The organism is Pseudomonas sp. 3HC3 (assembly GCF_044904505.1).
GTDB lineage: Bacteria > Pseudomonadota > Gammaproteobacteria > Pseudomonadales > Pseudomonadaceae > Aquipseudomonas > Aquipseudomonas putida_Y.
This window is the reverse complement of sequence record NZ_JADDRH010000001.1, coordinates 37,879-53,822: the sequence shown is the minus strand read 5'-3', so window position 1 is coordinate 53,822 and position 15,944 is coordinate 37,879. Positions and strand designations below refer to the sequence as shown.

Sequence of the window (15,944 nt, the reverse complement as noted above, 5' to 3'; positions counted from 1 at the left end):
GTAGCCGACTGCATCGTGCCGGAGATGCACGCTACGCACAATCATCACATGCGGAATTTAGGTCGATGCGCCACGAAACGGTGCACCTCGATTTTGTGGCGCGGATTACTGACCTTCGGTGCGCCGTGGCAGCTTGATGTCAGAGAAGCGATCAGCCAGATCAGCAATCTTCTTGACTCCGATGAAACCTATCCCGCCGCCAAGCCCGGCGGCGAAGTTCTGCGGAAGACCGAAGTACTCCAGCAGTGGGAATGCACCCGCTGTCAGCAATGTGCAGAGGCAGGCCTCCAGTACCGCCTGACGCCTGGTCCCGCCGCCGTAGATGATCCGCAGCAGGGCCATCACGAACGAAAGCGCTCCCGCGTACAGCAGAGGGGCGTGCTGGCTCAGCCAGGCGAACAGCATTGCCCAGGTGTCTGGTTTATCTGGCATGTTGGACATCCGAATGCCCCTCCCTTTCGGGAAGTGAGTTTGATACGGCCCCTACAACACTCCCAGGTCGGAGCAATGGATGTGGCGGAGCCGAAAAGAGAAAGCCAAGGAATTCTTCAAGGCTCTTTTTTACCACGAAAACGTTGTATAATGGACTCATCCAACAACGAGGCGAGGTGATGAAGTTCAGCGAGTTCAGACGATGGTTGAAGGCCCAAGGGGTGGCCTTCGAAGCAGGCAAAGGAAGCCACTTCAAAGTCACCGCCCCAAACGGCAAAGGCAATCTTCGCGGATCACGGTTGCAAGGAAATGCCAGAACCGACCCGCAAGGCGTTCATTAAACAACTAGGGCTCAAAGAGCCCCTTCGCCACACCTGAATGCTGGGCGGTCACCTCTGAAGAATGGCTATGTACAACTATGCAATCCGCTTTGAGCGCGACGACACACCTGGGCTAGCAGTGTTTTGTCGCGACCTGCCGCAGTTTCACAGCTACGGCGATAACGAGCAACACGCGCTAAGCGAAGCGGTGGATGGTATCGAGACGACCCTGTCGATATATGTCGATGAGCGTCGCTCGATCCCCGCTGCGTCCGAACCTGAGACTGGCGAGTTGGTTGTCCACTTGCCTGCGGTGACCGTGGCGAAGATCGTGCTGTGGAACGAAATGATGGCCCGCGATATGCGCAAGGCCGATCTGTGCCGCCTGCTTGGCTTGGCGCAGACCCAAGGAGATCGTCTTGTCGACTTCCGGCACACTTCGAAGATGGAGGCAATGGAGACGGCGCTAGCCGCGCTCGGCAAACGACTGGTGGTGTCTGTCGAGTCGACTTGACCTGGACCGAGATCCGCCGGGTCCACTGCTAACTCTAGTTTGGGAGGCTGCTGAGATGGCAGCCTTTGGGTCATCTGACTGACTCAGCAGCCAAATAATTGGAGGTTCAGAAATCCCCAGTGCCTGCCGCATTCAGGAATAGATCGCGAACAGCATCATTCCGGCTCTCATCAGGAATGTTTCGATGTGACTCGGTAGCCGCCGTCGCCCAATCTTGGTTGCGAACGGCTTCCATGAATCGTGGAAATCTAGTTGAGAGCCTGGTAGCACCTACGTTGTAAATCATGTCTTGCAGAGCAACACGTGCCGCGCCTGGGTATTGACCAATTGCAGGGAATAGGTTGTTCAACTCACTAAAATTGGTGCTAATGATAGCTCCAAGCCTTGAATCGATATAATCGCTAGCCAGATGCAAGTCTGTGTGACTCTGATACCAACCCGCAACGTAATTGGTAGGTAGCGCATGGATAGTTTGCCATTCGGCCCGTTTTTGCTCAACAGAGGCTGGACTATTATTGGAAGTTAGAAAAGGATATTCGACAGCCGCAGCTTCATTGGGAAGCATGAAGCCAATTCCAACGGTGACATAGCCATTTGTATCAAGATACATGTGATCGGTAATTCCTTCATGCTCTCTCATGGCAGCATCAATGGCATTGAGTTCGCGCGTGGTGAAATCTGCAGCTTTGTCCTCCTCAGGGAAGTCCACCTTCGCGGTCGCATTTACATGACCGGATCCATCCGCCGCAAGGGAAGCAGCCACCTTAACTTTTACCGTGTGTACGCCGGTATGCTGGAAAGTTGCCAAATATGGGCTGCCGAGGCGGTTCGGCATGCTAATGGAAAAATCACTACCGACGTAAACCCCAGACTCGGCGGTGTCCACCCAGTTGCCATTTACATCCCGGTGTTTGAGGTAATAGGACTTAGTGAAGATAGGCTCTCCCTTACTCAGGGCTACAACACTCACAGAAGCATTATGAAGTGCTGGATTTTGAGCATCAGGTAGATCGAAAACCATGAAGGAGATCGAAAGATCGGAATCAATTTGAATAGAGGTAGAGGCAATACCTTTTCCGGCGCCGCCCGTACCCATTACCATGCTGGGCTGACTCTCTTCCCCAAAAGCGTTGAAGGTTAGATTCTGATAGTCGGCGCCAAACTCAGAGACTGCAGCCCCTCCCGTAAAGGAAAATTCAGCACCACAGAAATTTTCATCTTCATTTTTCAGAGGGATCATAGTAAAAGCCATAGCTCATTTCCTTTTGCGATTATTAAGAAAGGCGATCAATGTCGCTCTCTTGTCGCACCTAGGCGATAAGTTCGAAGCTCTGGGCTTTCTGGGTTAATCTCATTCTGGCGCGATCACGCCCGTGAAGCTTTCTGATCGGCAACGGCGAGCGATACTTCTCGGTCGGCTGCCGTCACTTGATTCAACGTCCCGCAACGGGAGCATTTGATCTGGAGCTGGGTAACCCCCACCGCACGGGCGAGGAGTCGGTTGCATTTCCCGCAACGAATGTCTCTAAGCATCTGCAAAGCCTTGTGATTTTCTGCTAGGCTCCGCCCCGCTCGCGCGAGCAGTGAGGGCCTTGGCTGGCTTGCAGGTATGGACTGCGATCTGGCGTCCCCATTGGGTGTTACAGCACCCTTTGGAGTCGCCCTCTCTTTTTTCTCGCCGCACAAACATAAAAGCCCCGATTTGTTCGGGGCTTTTGCATTTCTACGGGCACAAAAAAACCGGCGCTTGGGCCGGTTTCTAGATGAGCTTGCCAAAGGCAAAACTCTAACATTGGACAAATAGTGCCACTACACGTGCGGGAACGCAATAGGCCCTCAAGCGGCCTCCTTCATTTCGTAAATTGCGGCCGCCACAGGCGAGAGTGCTCGCTTGTCCAGATCCTCACAGACCTCAAAGCAGGTCTGCACGAAAGGCTCCCAGTCCCTGGCCCAGGCGCATGAGGGAAGCGTCACGCCGTATACATCATCGATCCAGCGCTTGAACCACTCCGGGCTTTCGAACGGATCCTGCGCCGACGATTGCCCGCCCTGGTGCATGCGCCGGTACCGGAACATTACGCCCTTGGCCACGTACTCGCAGCGCTCGCGCTTGGCCGCGGTCATCCGCCCGGACCTGGCCATAGCCAACGAGAACACGCACTCCTCGGCTACCTCGCGCTCGTTGTTGCCACTCTGCGGGGCGTACATGAAGTTTCCAAAGGCACGCAGACTGCCGGGCAGCTTGAAGATTGCCGCCTGCACACCGCCGGCCAAGGCCTGGTGCACAGCATGGCTTGCCTTCCGCTGCTTCTCTGTGGTCTGGACCATAGTGCCCAACAGGCCAAGCTGTTCGATGAATGCGCCCTGGCTGTCCCACGCCATGTAGAGGCAGTCGTGCCACGCTTGGCGCGCGCTGTTCAGTTGCATGGTCCGTTCTCCTTCTTGCGGCGCGTTTCGATACTTTTGGCGCGCACGACGCACCACGTGGAGGCGATAGTCATAGCCAGTAGCAGAGCGCCGGCGGTATCAGCGATTGTCCAGGTCATGCCGCTTCCCTCCTGAGGTCTCTGAGCTTCTGCCTGTACAGGGCCTTGATGGCCTGCAGGTCTTCGATGGTGTAGCGTCGGGGCTCATGAGGCCCATCGAGCCAATCAACCTGGTCGGCGCCGATGCGCTTCACCAGGCGGATGCGGTACTCGACCGCGTTACCCGACAGGTTCCGGTTGCACTTCACGCACTGACGGTGGACGTTCAGCGGCTCGAAGCGCAGCTCCGGGCATGCACCCACCGACCGGTAATGGCCGGCGTCCCAGCGACTGCCGGTGATGAGGTCGTGGTCGCTCGGCAGCGAGTCGCAGCTGATACACGGCAAGCCGGCGTCGCGCTCGCGAATGTAGGCGTTGAACGCGGTCTGCGCCTCGGCCATGTGCTCGCGGCGGGTCTTGAGCTTCTCCCGGCGCTCCTGCAGGTCCTGGCGGGCCTGCTTGGTGATGGCCTTGGCCGCGACCTTCTGCAGTTTGGGGTCTTTGGCCATGGCCTTGGCACAGGCGATGCTGCACACCTTCTGCGTGGTCATGGTCGGCTTGAAGTGCTTTCCACAACCTGGGGCCTTGCACTTCTTCGGCTTGATCTCAGCTACACGCATGGCTCGGCCTCCTTGGCTTTCTGCTGCTCGGGGGCGAAGTCGCCGCGCAGGGGCATCAGAACGCCAGAGCGAGCATCACCCTCGAAGTTGCCGCACCGGATCGCATACCAGTCCTGCAACCCAGTCCCGAAAAGATCCCAAGCGCCCTGGTGCTCGATGATCTCTGCGGAGCACCCGTTGAAGTTCGCCATGGTTCGGCATCCCACGATCAGCACTAGGTCCCCCGGCTTGAATTGATGGCTCATCAATACCGCCCTCCCCACCGATCCGGCTCAGTCCAGCGAACGCCTTGCTCGGCGCCGAAGGCATGCATGACTTCGAACAGGTCGCTGAACCACTTCTGCGACTGCTTGCGGGTCGAGACGCCCAGGACGACGAATCCACCGTCGATGCCCGGCACCGCATCCTGCTTCTGCACCGCCGCGCTGAAGATGTGCTTCCAGTCCTCGTCGGTAAGCTTGCGGCCGTACCACTCCACCTGCTGGGAGACGTCGCGAAGCATTGCCCACATCTTTCGGTTGCAGACGTCCGGGCGCTTCTCGTCCTTGATAACCACAATCTTGGGCTTGGTCAGGTCGATGGCGTGCAGGGCGCCGTAAACACGATTAAGGTCCTGAGTGCTGCGAATGGCGAACTCAGTCATGGCCGAACCCCCGTCTTCTTGCTCACCTTCCCCTCGGCCTCCAGCTGCCGCATGGTCTTGCGCAGGATGTTCAGGTCATAGGCACGCATCATGGCCTTGATCCACTTGTTCACAATCGTGACGCAGGCGTAGGACAGGGCGAAGAGCACCAGGGCGACAATGGCCGTTCCGGCGCACGCCATGACCGCGTAACCGAGCCACATGGCAAGATCATTCATGACACCACCGCCTTCGGCTGAAGCCGCTCCAAGCGCTCGCGCAGCTCGTTGATCTCGTCCTGCGCGGCGTCCATCACCTTCTGCGCCTCGTGCACGTCGATCCAGTTGCCGCTGATGTCCTCGAACTTCTGGATTCGAGTGCCAGAGGGCGCAAGCAGGAAGCTGAAGCGCGGGATAGCGTTGAGCCGATCCCAGAACTCGAAGCCTTCGCGCGTCTTGATGTTCCTCATGGAGCCACCTTCAGGCCCTGGGCCTCAATCGCCTTGCGCACGTCGCGGATGTAGGCCGCCTCGTTGAAGCTGCCACCCTCCACGTCGTCGAACTCCTCGCGGTAGGCCTCAGCAGCTCGGTTCGGCAGTTCCACCACCACGGCCTCACGGGAGGCCTGATACGAAGCAACCCACGAGCAGTAGAGCCAATGAGTTATCTGGCTTTTGTAGGCCCCATGATTCCCGCGAGACAGATCGAAATGCTCGCCATGTGCCTTCGCGCTGAGCGCCCATGCCTCGAACTGCTCGCGCATCTTGTTGGTGTCCATCACACCCCCTCCCCGGCCGGCTGCCCGGCGCGCTTGATGTTCAATTGAGCAATGGCGACGCGTGTCTGCCGCTTGCGCAGATAGGTTTCGATGCGGCGGCGCTGGTCTTCCTTGGCGCGCTCGCGGTCTTTCTTGGCCTTGGCTGCCTTGAGGATGCAGCGCACCTCAGCCAGCTTTTCCCGGGTCTTGGCGCTGGCCTGCGGGCGCACTTCTCCAGTCAGCAGACCGGCAATGGCCTGACCGTCATCGGTGATCGGGGCGATGCGCAGGTCGGCCAGGTACTTGGCTCCTGTCTCGTGGGTTATGAGTTGGGCGCGGACAGCAGACTCGATGGCCACCACCCGGCGCCCAGCGTCGTAGCCCAGCGACACCTCCCACTTCGCCGGCTGATCCTCGGCGCGGGCAAAGCTGACCAGGCGCTCGTAGGCGCTCATGAAGGCCATCCGGGCGCCGATCTTGTCGCCGGCCTCAAGGATTGGCTCGGAGGCGATCATGGCCTGGCGGATCTCTGTGGTGAGCACGACCGTTTCATGCTCATCACTTGCCGCCAGCGCGATGGACCACGCCTCATCCTTCCCAGGTCTGGTGTCGGCCGCGTGGATGTGCTTGAGAACCATGCCGAGCGAAAGGCGCCCGGATGGCTCTCTACGGCACGCGCGCAGTGCGCCGATGATGACGCCAGGCTCATAGGCCGAAAGGTCCTCAGCGATGAGCTGAGCGCCTCCAGCGCTGATGGTCTGCCCCATCGCCTCGGCAGTGGCGCAGATGGCCACGGCCAGTTCGGCTTGTTCGTCAGAGGAAAGCATTGCGCTTGCCTCCCTGGCCGTTGCGGATAGCATCAGCCGCTTCCTGGGCCGCGTTCATGTTCGCCTGGGTCTGCTCCTGCTGGCGGGCAGTCGTGGCGTTCATCTGACGGTTGGTTACCCACTGGGTGTGATAGGCCTCGGCCTTGGCCAGCAGGTCGCCAAGGTTGTGGCAGCCGTTGATCAGCTTGGCGTCGTTGATCCGCAGGTAGAACGCGGCCACATGGTGGGCAACCTCAATCCCAAGGCGGTCAATCAACTGGCCCATCTGCCCACCGGCCTTGGCATTCCAGACCGGCCAGGTGTGGTAGCGCTTGCGGTATGCCATGGCGTAGTTGGCCCAGGCCTTGAAGGTTTTGCAGGACTGGTCCTTTGGCCCAGGCATGTCGGATGGGATTTCGCAGCGCGGCTCTTCGCCCCCAATGGGGATCAGTGCAACCACTTTTCCGGCAGGCTGGTTCGGCTCGTCCGAGCCTTCCTGCGAACACTGACTGGTACCCTGATTGGTATCCTGATTATTGGTATCCTGATTTGTCGGATTTTTTTCCGACCTTGGATCGGATTTTTTTCCGACCATGCTCGGATTTTTTTCCGAGGTAGATCGGATTTTTTTCCGACCTTTGGTGCCAGTTGGTGGGGTCGAATATTTTTCCGACCCATCCAGTTTCTGGTTCCACTCGGTGGCCTTCTCCGTCAGACGGAACAGGGTGATGCTGGAGGTACTGGAAAGCTCGATCAGGCCGACCTCTTCCAGGGCTTTCAGCATGCGGTAGGCGGTGTCGGGCTTGCCGGTCAGCAGTGGCAACTCGTCGGTGATCTTGGCCTTGCTCAGAGCAAAGTAGATCCCGTCAGGCGTCTGCATAGGCTTTGCCCAGCTTGGGCAGCCGTAGACGAACGAGAACAGCAGCGCCTGCTGGGAGTTGAGCCCCCATTCCAGAGCTTTTACCTGGTTGATGGTGAGGGTGAACTGCATATCAAATACCCCCCTGGGCTTTTTCGGCGCGGCGCTTGTCGCGGTAGGCATACACCTCTTCAAGGCCTTCCTCGATCTTCGCCACCTCACGGTCGAAGTAGGCTTGGGCCTGGGTTTCTTCAGCCGGCGGCAGCTCGCCAGGACCGTTCAGGCCGTTCCAGATCCACTCCATCGCCGCGTCAGCACCCTTGCCTTGCTGCCACTCGACAATTGAGGCGCGCATTCCGAGCAAATAGCGCCCGAACATCAGGTCCATTTCCTTCGTCAGCATGCGCAGCGCCTCGTTCTCGGCGAGCAGTTCCAGAATCGAAGCTGGACTGGCGGCGGCGATGAACGCCGCATCGAGCATGGAGCGGCATTGGGCAACGCGATAATCTTCAACATCGTCGTTGTGAACTTCGAAGCCGTCCTGATCCCAGTGGCCCTGACTTGCAGCCTTGGCCAGCGCCTTGAGTTGATCCTTGTCGATAGTCATGACGGCTCATTCCCCGTGCGCATGGCGCGCAGCTTGTCGCGCTGGATGATTTCGGTGCACTTGGCGTTTCCGTAGAAGCAGGCGTCTGGCATGCCTTTGGGATCGGAAAGGCAGCAGTCGGAGCAAATCCAGCCACATTCGCCGCGGGCGGCCTGGTCGGCCCAGTCACGCATCTGCTTGTTCATCCCATCCAGATGGGCTGGAAACTCGCTGGCTGGCATCTCGGTGACTTTCACGAAATCGCTCATGCTGCACCCCGCACGGCCTTGTCGTGGGTGTGCAGGCCGCCCCCGGCGCACTCACATGCAGAGGCGAGAGACGCTACAGCCCGCTCATGGCGGCGCTTCGCGTTGTATTCGGCCTTCTTCGCTACTTGGACGCGGTCGTATTGGGCGTTGGTGAACATCATCACCGGCAGGAAGGCGTCGTTATCTGGATTGAATTTCCCCTCCGGTCGCCCATGGGCCTGGAAGTAGGTGTCGTACATCGAGCGAAGTTCAGCCTTGAGGGCCTTGGTTGCCGTTGAAGCCTTATGCAGGTCAAGGGCCGTCATGGCCGCCCGCTCTACCAGTTGCTGATAGGTCAGGGTGGTCATGGTCAGAACTCCAGGCGCTTGATTTCGGACAGCAGCGCACGGCTGTGACGCTGGATGTAGATCTGGCTCAGCTTCTTCTTGCGCGACTCGAAGTCCATGCCTACGTCAATCAGGGAGGCATTCACGCGCTGAAGATGCTCGATGCAGCGGATTTCGCACGGAGTCAGGTGATCACGGATCGAGTCGGTCGGGCTGATACAGTGCGCAGCACGGTACGCCTTCGAGGGCATTCCCAGTGCGATGCGGTTGATCAGGTCGAACTCGTTGCTGAAGTGGTAGTGCTTCACTTCCTTGCCGACAGACAGGCGGCCATGCTTGATGGCTTCGGTCAGGGCCGGAGCCTCAAGACGTGCACGCTCGCGGGCCTGGCGCCCTTCCACCAGCTGGATGTGACCGACAACCACGGCATCGAAGGTGCGGATAACGTGCAGGTGAAATGCAGGGCTGATCCACATGGCATAGCTGTAGATGAGGTCCCGGCTTGCATAGGTGCCGCCATATCGGCCCGCTTTCGACTCGACAGGTTTAAAACCCGGATTTTCCGTAATTAGAAAACCCTCTATTTCCTTGGTTGCCTGGAGGCTCAGCCACTCGTTCGGCCTGATGTCCTTTGCAACCCCATCAGCCTTTGCAGCCTTCTCAAGGTCGTTCAGAGAATAACGTCCCTCGCTGTCCTGCCGGATCTTCACTCCGCAGATAGCTATTGGCTTATCTCGCGCCACGAAATCGTGGTTTGCATTTTGTGGCGCGGGCCGGTTGAGGGCCTGTACACTTGGGGTCTGTGGATGCATAATTGGTCTCACTTTTATGCGTTGCAGAGAGCCGGGGTGCCACCCGGCTTTTTTGTGCCCGCAATTCGGGCTTATCAGGGCCTGTTCAGGCCTTGCGCTGGAACGGAAGAACCGCTCCCCTCGCGTTTCGAGGTTTCGTTCGGCTGGCCAGCTCTCGATCAATCAGCTCGGCTGCTAGCGCTTCCGGGGTGATCCCCCGCTTTCGCGCCTCTCGCTCAAGCAACTCCATCGATCCCTGGTCCAGACCGAATTGTTCGGTCGGCATAGGGCCTCCTCGCGGCCTTCAGGCTGCGGTTTGATCGCCGGTATTCTCCGAAGCCAGCGCAGCCAACTGCGCTTCCAGCAGTTCGCGGCACAGCACGGCACGCTGGGTGCGGTGATACGCGGCTAATGCCTGGATCAGGTTGAATGTGTCCTCGTCGACCCGGACCTTGATCTCACGGTCATGCAGGTGCTTGGGGTTGGCGTACATGCTTGGGTGGCTCCTTGCGGCTATGAAATTGGTTAGGCGGCGGATTTCTTGAGCGAGTTAGCCGGGTCGTCCTCGCGTTTCGCGATCAGCGCCCCGCTCGACTCCTTCTCCAAAACGCATTGCATTGGGTAGGAGAACCCGCCTGTCGTACGGCACTGAGAAACGCGGCTGCCGGTAACGCCCAGGGCGTCTCCGATTGCGCGGCCGGTGCCGAAAAATTTCAGGGCTTCGTCGTAGGTCATGGGTGTTTCTCCGATGTCTGCCACCGAGTTTAGAGTTCTAAACAGCACAAGGCAAGTTATCTAAACAACGAACTGTTTAGAATCCTTAATATGGAATTCAAAGACCGCGTCGTAGCGCGCATGAAGGAGCTGAATCTCAGCTCCACCGACCTCAGCAAACTGACTGGCGTGTCCAAGGGAACCGTGAGTTTCTGGATCAACGGAACGAACGGCGCCAAGGGCAAGAACCTGCTCGCCTTGGCGAAAGCACTGGAATGTTCAGCAGAATGGTTGTCCGATGGCACCGGCCAGGCCACAGACCAGTCATCCTCGGCTAGCACGGCATCGACCACCGCCGAGCTGGTCGCGCAGATGCTCGCCTCCAAGGCCGGCAAGAATCTCTCCGAGAAAGCTCGCGAGGTGATGCTGGCTGCCGCGGCGGAGGCTGACAGCCCAGATCATGGCCAGGAGTACCTGCCTTCCGCCTACTCGAGCCTGAAGCCCACCCAGGAAGAGATCCTGATCCCCCAGTACGACGTTCGGGCAGCCATGGGCCACGGTCAGGTGCCGGCCGACTACAACGAGGCGGTACGCAACCTGGTGGTACGCGAGGAGATCCTGCGCGAAAAAGGCGTAACCTATACCGCCCCCTCGGCACTGGCGATGATTACCGGCTGGGGCCAGAGCATGGAAGGGACGATCAACGACAAGGATCTGGTCATTGTCGATCGCGGGATCAACGAGTTCATCGGAGAAGGCATCTACGTGATCACCTGGCACCAGGAGCTGTACATCAAGCGCCTGATGCGCCTCGATGAAGACCACTTCCGCCTGATATCGGACAATAAGCACTACGAGAACCAGACCGCGCGAATCGATGACGTTACGGTACACGCGAAGGTTCTGCTGATCTGGAACGCCAAGAAGGCGTGACCCTCTCAGAAAGCCCGCATAACGCGGGCTTTTTGTTGTGCGCTAGAACGGCGCCGGCTCCTCGATCGTGAAGAACTCATCCTGGTTCTGTGCTTGAGGGTCATCATCCGAGAATGCCTCCCAGCGCAGCGTGACCGAGGCATCCTCCTCGTTGAACTCCATTTCTATCCCGTCAGTTTCCTTGAGAACCCCCATCACCTCTTCCCACTCCCGGTCACCGTCGGCGTCCAGGCGGTGAATCACGACCCATCGCTGTTGCTGCGCGATCGGGTGGTTAATCATCGATGACACCCGAAGACCCAGGCGCTCCACGCCCGACATAACCGCTCTCTCCTGCTGCTTCTGGGGCTTTGCCATCTGACACTCCAATAACTGTATATCCATACAGGGACGACACAAGATTAGCCGATCTCCTACAGAGCCGGAAGTCTTGACATTGCACGGCCTGTAGGAATTCCCGTTCGTCTCGCCGGTTTAGATTTCTAAAATATTTCTTGACGCGATCCGTTTAGTTTTCTAAATTCACCTCAAGCAGTCACTCACTAGGGACTGCATAGGCCCTCACCGGCCACGCTCTTTCACATTGATGGGAACCTCGCGGATCGATCCCGGCAACGGTACAGCGCGAGCAATAAATTCGATCCCCATACCAGCTCTGGAACTGGTGAACAGACCGCATTGCCTCTACCGGCGACCGGCGACCAGACAGCCCCGAAAGGCTGCCCACGACAGGGACAACCCTGTACGGCTGACGAAGGTGAAACGCCTAAACCGAGAGAACGACCCGGGCATGCAATGCGCCCCGCCACCCCGGCGGTAATGGGAGAAACACCAGATTCGATAGGTGGCCACTGCCTGCCCAGTGAGCGAGCAATAGGAGATTTCGCCATGAAGTAACCGGACGATTCGCCAGTGAGGCACAGCAAGCCTGAAGGCTGAGCCCGTACCCATGACAGGCAGCGGAAAGTAGGGCCGTCGATGTCACCGCGCATTGGCCGAATGGTAGGCCCACCCGAACAGACGATCACCGCTGACGCAATGCCCCGGCCTGTCGCCAGTAGCGAGGCCGGGATTTCACCAGGTGCCATTCCATGAGTGGCATCTGGGAAATCAACCGCCCTGGAGGGCAAGACGATGGATGAAAAAACGAAAATCCGGGCGGACGAGCTTATCAGCGAGTACCTAAAAGCTGATCCAAAATACCGCAAAGCTCGGGTTAAGGCGTGCGAGCTGCAAGCGACCATGAACGCGCATGCAGCTGTTTACTGGATGTACATCGCAGACTCGCTTCGCTGAACAACCAGCGCCACGTCAGCCTGTCGTTAACTGCCCGATGCCCTGCTCCCCATCGCAGGCTGCATTGGAGTGCAAGTTCGCAGGAAGCATCTGCGCGCGGGGACAGAAGTCGCGGGAGTAGCTGCCCAAGACTACCTGGCCGTGGCCTGCCTGATCACCAGGCCGAGAAAGTCCGACGCAGATAGCGGTTCGATTCCGCTGAGCTTGCACCCCGATGCATCCCGCATCATCAGGAGAACCGCATGAAACACGCAGCAGCTATCGCCCAGCTGGAGGTCAGCGCTCAGGTTTGCGAAACCAACGCGCCGATCAACGAGGCCGAGGGCAATCACGAACAAGCCAAGCTTGAGCGTGACAACGCAGCGGCATACCGGTCGGCAATCGCCCACCTCAAGGCCGACCAGTAACACCCTTTTTGCAGGCGAGTCCGAGGGCATCAGCTGGCCAGACTCGACGCATCCCGGGCAGCGCCGGGCGCCTGCACCCCTTCCCTTCACTTCGACCGCATTGGCGGGTACCAGGCTGGCTTTTCACGCCCAGTTTGGTCACTGCGCCTGGTGCCCGACCAATGCGGTCATGAGGACAACCCATGTACCAGCCACCAGAACCATCTGGCTTAGGCCATTGCCTGCGCTGCGCAAGCTGCATCGAAGAATCCGAGCAGGTTGGCGGTATCTGCTACGAATGCCAGCCTGCCGAGGCCGGTGACCAGCCAGCCTTTCCTGTACAGGCGAGCGACTACGGCGGGCACGGCACCTGCTTCGGCCTAACTATCCGTGACCACTTCGCGGCAAAAGCCATGAACGGGATCTGCGCCCACAACGACACATGGGGATTGGCGGAGTCGGAAATAGCCGAACACGCATACCGCATCGCGGACGCCATGCTCGCCGCCCGGGTGAAGCCATGAGCGGCTGGATCAAGTGCAGCGACAGGCTGCCGGAGGTCGGCTCCACGGTCTTGGCATGGAATGAGGCTTACGGCGCTCGTGAAAGCCAGTACCTGGAGTACGGCGAAGGATCAATTGCCCACTTCCACGGCTACCCGCCGTACTTTTCGTGGGAAGAGCCGCAAAGCAGTTGGGCCTCAAGCTGGAAGCCGACTCACTGGCAGCCCCTCCCTTCCCCACCCACCGAGTAACCCACCACCTGGAGGCGACCATGGGCGCACTTCGAGCAGCACAGTTTGAGTACGACAATCGGATGCCGCCGGCGGTGAGCGAAGTAGCCGACGCGGAATCCACTTGGATCGACGACGGCATCGCTGAGCTGATGGCGCGCCGCGACGTAGTGTTTCAGCGTCGGATGCGCCCGAAGCAGGGTGTCACCTATGAGCGCTTTGCACAGGCGGTGGATGAGTTCGTCATGGGTCAGCTTGGCCAGTCGGATATCAGCAATTCGGTGTTAGGTCGCCTGGTCTTGGCGGCGCGCTGCAAGGTGACCAGCGACGCAGCAGCGGCAGCTGACGAGATCCTGAGCGTGGCCAACCCTGAGTCGGCGCTGGAAGAGATCGCCCGCCATCTGCTCACCCCTTTTGCCAAGGAAGGAGTAATGGCCCAGGCCGAGGGGGCGGAATGAGCCCTCACAGCATCGCCGTCAGCGCGATCAACGCGGCTATCGAAACGATGCTTCTGCCGGGCTCTGGCCCGGTGGAGGACGCCAAAGCCGAAACCCTGGTGGTCGCCTACTTCTCCCTCCTCGCCATCGACGCCGAGGAGTTCAAACACTACTGCGAGCGCATCCGGCGTATTGCCGTTCGGCGCAAGGAGGCTGCATGACTACGCCACTGATCACCACGCTCATCGACGAGCAGATCGCCGAACTGCCCGAGGCTCAGGCCATGCCGGCTGACCGGGTGCTGATGCTGTTCAAGGGCCCGACGTTCGCGGCAGCGGTGAATGAGGCGGCGCTGGCCAGCATCGAGAACCCGCAGGCTTGGAAGTGCCGGGCCTGCATCTGCGGAGAATGGACGGTCGGCTACGAGGTTCGGGCGTGACCTCCTACCAGCGGGCCCGCCGCATCGCGGCTTGGCGCGGCTCCTTCTCGATGCTCTTCGCCTGCACCTTCTTCATGCTCGCCAGCGCACTGGCCGGCAGCATCACTTCCTGAATTCACACCCGGCGCACGGCGGGCCTTCGGGATAACCGTATCCCTTCGGGAGCGTAAGCGGCGAGAGCGCGCAACCATCCACCGCAGCCAGGGCCTGGAGCCTACCTCCGTGCCTGGGTGACCTGGCATTTCCCTATTTCAACTGACGGCGCCGGCCTGGCGCGAGGTTTTCTAATGTCCACTACCAACATGCGCATCTGGGAGAAGGTCCAGACGACCAACACCCAATTCACCAAAGAAGCCAAGGTCGGCGGCCAGCAGATCACCAGCCTGAACGGCACCGCGATGATCATGAAGGCCACCGAGGTATTCGGCCCGGCCGGCATCGGCTTTGGCTGGAACGTGGTTGAAGAGCGCTTCGACAGGGGCGCTGAGATGTTCAGTGGCGAAGGTGACAAACGCGTCAGCCTGGGCTTTGAGCTCAACCACACAATCAAGATCACCTTCTGGTTTGTGCTCGACGGCCAGCGCGGCGAGATCGAGCAGTACGGGTGCACCCAGTACCTCTACAAGTCGAAGTACGGTACTACCACCGACGGCGAGGCGCCGAAGAAGTCGCTGACCGACGCCATCAAGAAGGCCCTGTCGATGCTTGGCTTCAGCGCCGACGTGTTCCTGGGCATGTTCGACGACTTGAACTATGTCCAGCAGCTTCAGGCCGAGCAAGCGATCGAGCAAGCTGAAGACCGCCAGGCCGAGATCGAGCGCCAACAGCAGGAGCGCCTGGACTTCATCAAGGACACGATCGAGACCATGCAGAAGGCGGTGACGCCGCATGAGCGCAAGAAAATCCACGACCACGCAGTTCGCAAGCTGATCGGCCGCAAAGATGAGAAAGGCGCAGCGCGGATCTCGCTTGAACTGAAGAACCTCGAGACCGGCAAGCCACAGGAGGCTGCAGCATGACCCAGCTCTACGCACTCACCGGCCAGATGGCCGAACTGGCCGCCATGTGTGACACCGACGACGAAGGCCTGAAGCAGGCCATCCAGGACACCATGGCCGGGATCCAGGGCGAGTTTGAAGTGAAGGCCGACAACATCGTCATGCTGCGCCGGAACATCGAGAGCGATATCGGCGCCATCGACGCCGAAATCGACCGCCTGAGCGAGCTCAAGCGCATCAAGGCCAACAGCGTGACGGCGATCACCGACTACCTACGCCGCAACATGGACGCAGCCAACATCAAGTCGATCAAGCGCCCGCTGTTCACCATCAGCCTGGTCGCCGGTAAGGAAAAGGTGATCGTCGACAACGAGCAGGCGGTGCCGGACGACCTGACATCAGTGCAGACCAAGATCGCGCCGGACAAGAACGCCATCGCCGCAAAGCTCAAGGCCGATCGCGAGCACAACGAAGCCGTCCGCAAGCGCATGGCCGCCGGCGAAGAGTGCGAACACGAACTGATACCTCAGCCAGCCTGGGCGCATTTGGAGCGCGGCGAGAGCTCAATCCGCATCAAGTGAG

Annotated in this window: 31 protein-coding genes and 1 pseudogene; 12 read left to right on the top strand and 20 right to left on the bottom strand. The window is 59.3% G+C overall.

All coding sequences use genetic code 11. From position 1 onward, the window contains the following. Nucleotides 1-105: 105 nt before the first annotated feature. Nucleotides 106-441, bottom strand: a complete 336-nt coding sequence (locus INQ47_RS00430) for a phage holin, lambda family (protein WP_404700742.1) — start codon at nucleotides 439-441, stop codon at nucleotides 106-108. Nucleotides 442-611: 170 nt separating this feature from the next. Between INQ47_RS00430 and INQ47_RS00425 the strand changes: the two are divergent. Together INQ47_RS00425 and INQ47_RS00420 are read left to right on the top strand one after the other, a co-directional pair. Continuing rightward, nucleotides 612-810: pseudogene (locus tag INQ47_RS00425) on the top strand (type II toxin-antitoxin system HicA family toxin). 30 nt (nucleotides 811-840) lie between these two features. Further along, the gene (locus INQ47_RS00420; protein WP_404700741.1) at nucleotides 841-1,266 is read left to right on the top strand and encodes a type II toxin-antitoxin system HicB family antitoxin; all 426 of its coding nucleotides are present in this window, start codon (nucleotides 841-843) and stop codon (nucleotides 1,264-1,266) included. A 106-nt stretch (nucleotides 1,267-1,372) separates the two neighbouring features. Here INQ47_RS00420 and INQ47_RS00415 read toward each other — a convergent pair whose 3' ends face one another. The 18 genes from INQ47_RS00415 to INQ47_RS00330 form a co-directional block, all read right to left on the bottom strand. Then, nucleotides 1,373-2,518 carry a hypothetical protein gene (locus INQ47_RS00415; RefSeq protein WP_104886299.1) on the bottom strand — a complete coding sequence of 382 codons (1,146 nt, stop codon included), beginning with the start codon at nucleotides 2,516-2,518 and terminating at the stop codon, nucleotides 1,373-1,375. 113 nt (nucleotides 2,519-2,631) lie between these two features. After that, a complete protein-coding gene (locus INQ47_RS00410; protein ID WP_104886300.1) occupies nucleotides 2,632-2,799 on the bottom strand; it encodes a Com family DNA-binding transcriptional regulator in 168 nt (55 codons plus the stop codon). Nucleotides 2,800-3,102: 303 nt separating this feature from the next. After that, entirely contained in the window at nucleotides 3,103-3,693 is a 591-nt protein-coding gene (locus tag INQ47_RS00405) for a hypothetical protein (protein WP_404700740.1), read from the bottom strand. 115 nt (nucleotides 3,694-3,808) lie between these two features. Next, nucleotides 3,809-4,411, bottom strand: a complete 603-nt coding sequence (locus INQ47_RS00400; RefSeq protein WP_404700739.1) for a recombination protein NinG — start codon at nucleotides 4,409-4,411, stop codon at nucleotides 3,809-3,811. Further along, a complete protein-coding gene (locus INQ47_RS00395; RefSeq protein WP_404700738.1) occupies nucleotides 4,402-4,656 on the bottom strand; it encodes a hypothetical protein in 255 nt (84 codons plus the stop codon). The genes INQ47_RS00400 and INQ47_RS00395 overlap by 10 nt, the downstream gene beginning before the upstream one ends. Next, nucleotides 4,656-5,054: a recombination protein NinB gene (locus tag INQ47_RS00390; RefSeq protein WP_404700737.1), complete on the bottom strand. Its 399-nt coding sequence runs from the start codon at nucleotides 5,052-5,054 to the stop codon at nucleotides 4,656-4,658. The genes INQ47_RS00395 and INQ47_RS00390 overlap by 1 nt, the downstream gene beginning before the upstream one ends. Continuing rightward, a complete protein-coding gene (locus INQ47_RS00385; RefSeq protein WP_404700736.1) occupies nucleotides 5,051-5,272 on the bottom strand; it encodes a hypothetical protein in 222 nt (73 codons plus the stop codon). The genes INQ47_RS00390 and INQ47_RS00385 overlap by 4 nt, the downstream gene beginning before the upstream one ends. After that, on the bottom strand, nucleotides 5,269-5,502 hold the full coding sequence (locus tag INQ47_RS00380) for a hypothetical protein (RefSeq protein WP_125922969.1): 234 nt from the start codon (nucleotides 5,500-5,502) through the stop codon (nucleotides 5,269-5,271). The genes INQ47_RS00385 and INQ47_RS00380 overlap by 4 nt, the downstream gene beginning before the upstream one ends. After that, the gene (locus INQ47_RS00375) at nucleotides 5,499-5,810 is read right to left on the bottom strand and encodes a hypothetical protein (protein ID WP_404700735.1); all 312 of its coding nucleotides are present in this window, start codon (nucleotides 5,808-5,810) and stop codon (nucleotides 5,499-5,501) included. Before INQ47_RS00375 ends, INQ47_RS00380 begins: the two co-directional genes overlap by 4 nt. Continuing rightward, nucleotides 5,810-6,616, bottom strand: coding sequence for a hypothetical protein (locus tag INQ47_RS00370; protein ID WP_404700734.1), 807 nt, complete (start codon nucleotides 6,614-6,616; stop codon nucleotides 5,810-5,812). The genes INQ47_RS00375 and INQ47_RS00370 overlap by 1 nt, the downstream gene beginning before the upstream one ends. After that, nucleotides 6,603-7,586 (bottom strand): phage replication protein, encoded by a 984-nt coding sequence (locus INQ47_RS00365; protein ID WP_404700733.1) that lies wholly within the window; start codon nucleotides 7,584-7,586, stop codon nucleotides 6,603-6,605. The genes INQ47_RS00370 and INQ47_RS00365 overlap by 14 nt, the downstream gene beginning before the upstream one ends. Nucleotide 7,587: 1 nt before the next feature. Next, nucleotides 7,588-8,061, bottom strand: coding sequence for an ead/Ea22-like family protein (locus tag INQ47_RS00360; RefSeq protein ID WP_404700732.1), 474 nt, complete (start codon nucleotides 8,059-8,061; stop codon nucleotides 7,588-7,590). Then, on the bottom strand, nucleotides 8,058-8,309 hold the full coding sequence (locus INQ47_RS00355) for a hypothetical protein (RefSeq protein WP_404700731.1): 252 nt from the start codon (nucleotides 8,307-8,309) through the stop codon (nucleotides 8,058-8,060). Before INQ47_RS00355 ends, INQ47_RS00360 begins: the two co-directional genes overlap by 4 nt. Further along, nucleotides 8,306-8,656, bottom strand: a complete 351-nt coding sequence (locus INQ47_RS00350; protein ID WP_404700730.1) for a hypothetical protein — start codon at nucleotides 8,654-8,656, stop codon at nucleotides 8,306-8,308. Before INQ47_RS00350 ends, INQ47_RS00355 begins: the two co-directional genes overlap by 4 nt. A gap of 2 nt (nucleotides 8,657-8,658) precedes the next feature. Beyond that, complete coding sequence (locus INQ47_RS00345; RefSeq protein ID WP_404700729.1) at nucleotides 8,659-9,447, bottom strand: KilA-N domain-containing protein; 789 nt, start codon at nucleotides 9,445-9,447, stop codon at nucleotides 8,659-8,661. Between the two features lie 85 nt (nucleotides 9,448-9,532). After that, nucleotides 9,533-9,712 carry a hypothetical protein gene (locus tag INQ47_RS00340; RefSeq protein WP_064614162.1) on the bottom strand — a complete coding sequence of 60 codons (180 nt, stop codon included), beginning with the start codon at nucleotides 9,710-9,712 and terminating at the stop codon, nucleotides 9,533-9,535. 18 nt (nucleotides 9,713-9,730) lie between these two features. After that, a complete protein-coding gene (locus tag INQ47_RS00335; RefSeq protein ID WP_004573832.1) occupies nucleotides 9,731-9,919 on the bottom strand; it encodes a hypothetical protein in 189 nt (62 codons plus the stop codon). Between the two features lie 32 nt (nucleotides 9,920-9,951). Continuing rightward, nucleotides 9,952-10,161, bottom strand: a complete 210-nt coding sequence (locus INQ47_RS00330; protein ID WP_024086961.1) for a hypothetical protein — start codon at nucleotides 10,159-10,161, stop codon at nucleotides 9,952-9,954. 90 nt (nucleotides 10,162-10,251) lie between these two features. Between INQ47_RS00330 and INQ47_RS00325 the strand changes: the two genes are divergently transcribed. Beyond that, complete coding sequence (locus tag INQ47_RS00325; RefSeq protein ID WP_392524447.1) at nucleotides 10,252-11,073, top strand: S24 family peptidase; 822 nt, start codon at nucleotides 10,252-10,254, stop codon at nucleotides 11,071-11,073. A gap of 42 nt (nucleotides 11,074-11,115) precedes the next feature. Here the strand turns inward: INQ47_RS00325 and INQ47_RS00320 are convergent, their stop codons facing one another. Then, nucleotides 11,116-11,430 carry a DUF1654 domain-containing protein gene (locus tag INQ47_RS00320; RefSeq protein WP_404700728.1) on the bottom strand — a complete coding sequence of 105 codons (315 nt, stop codon included), beginning with the start codon at nucleotides 11,428-11,430 and terminating at the stop codon, nucleotides 11,116-11,118. 777 nt (nucleotides 11,431-12,207) lie between these two features. On the opposite strand from INQ47_RS00320, the gene INQ47_RS00315 reads away from it, so the two are divergent. The 9 genes from INQ47_RS00315 to INQ47_RS00275 all read left to right on the top strand — a co-directional run bounded on the left by INQ47_RS00315 (nucleotide 12,208) and on the right by INQ47_RS00275 (nucleotide 15,943). After that, the gene (locus INQ47_RS00315) at nucleotides 12,208-12,369 is read left to right on the top strand and encodes a hypothetical protein (protein WP_404700727.1); all 162 of its coding nucleotides are present in this window, start codon (nucleotides 12,208-12,210) and stop codon (nucleotides 12,367-12,369) included. A 242-nt stretch (nucleotides 12,370-12,611) separates the two neighbouring features. Then, entirely contained in the window at nucleotides 12,612-12,776 is a 165-nt protein-coding gene (locus INQ47_RS00310) for a hypothetical protein (RefSeq protein ID WP_404700726.1), read from the top strand. A 182-nt stretch (nucleotides 12,777-12,958) separates the two neighbouring features. Beyond that, nucleotides 12,959-13,279, top strand: a complete 321-nt coding sequence (locus INQ47_RS00305; protein WP_404701233.1) for a hypothetical protein — start codon at nucleotides 12,959-12,961, stop codon at nucleotides 13,277-13,279. Continuing rightward, the gene (locus INQ47_RS00300) at nucleotides 13,198-13,509 is read left to right on the top strand and encodes a DUF551 domain-containing protein (RefSeq protein WP_404700725.1); all 312 of its coding nucleotides are present in this window, start codon (nucleotides 13,198-13,200) and stop codon (nucleotides 13,507-13,509) included. The genes INQ47_RS00305 and INQ47_RS00300 overlap by 82 nt, the downstream gene beginning before the upstream one ends. A 20-nt stretch (nucleotides 13,510-13,529) precedes the next feature. After that, nucleotides 13,530-13,946, top strand: a complete 417-nt coding sequence (locus INQ47_RS00295) for a hypothetical protein (RefSeq protein ID WP_265977930.1) — start codon at nucleotides 13,530-13,532, stop codon at nucleotides 13,944-13,946. Further along, nucleotides 13,943-14,146 (top strand): hypothetical protein, encoded by a 204-nt coding sequence (locus tag INQ47_RS00290; RefSeq protein ID WP_084850547.1) that lies wholly within the window; start codon nucleotides 13,943-13,945, stop codon nucleotides 14,144-14,146. Before INQ47_RS00295 ends, INQ47_RS00290 begins: the two co-directional genes overlap by 4 nt. Next, nucleotides 14,143-14,364 (top strand): hypothetical protein, encoded by a 222-nt coding sequence (locus INQ47_RS00285; protein ID WP_070384115.1) that lies wholly within the window; start codon nucleotides 14,143-14,145, stop codon nucleotides 14,362-14,364. The genes INQ47_RS00290 and INQ47_RS00285 overlap by 4 nt, the downstream gene beginning before the upstream one ends. A 287-nt stretch (nucleotides 14,365-14,651) precedes the next feature. Further along, nucleotides 14,652-15,383 (top strand): hypothetical protein, encoded by a 732-nt coding sequence (locus tag INQ47_RS00280; protein ID WP_404700724.1) that lies wholly within the window; start codon nucleotides 14,652-14,654, stop codon nucleotides 15,381-15,383. Next, nucleotides 15,380-15,943, top strand: a complete 564-nt coding sequence (locus INQ47_RS00275) for a siphovirus Gp157 family protein (protein WP_404700723.1) — start codon at nucleotides 15,380-15,382, stop codon at nucleotides 15,941-15,943. The genes INQ47_RS00280 and INQ47_RS00275 overlap by 4 nt, the downstream gene beginning before the upstream one ends. The last annotated feature ends 1 nt before the right edge of the window (nucleotide 15,944 follow it).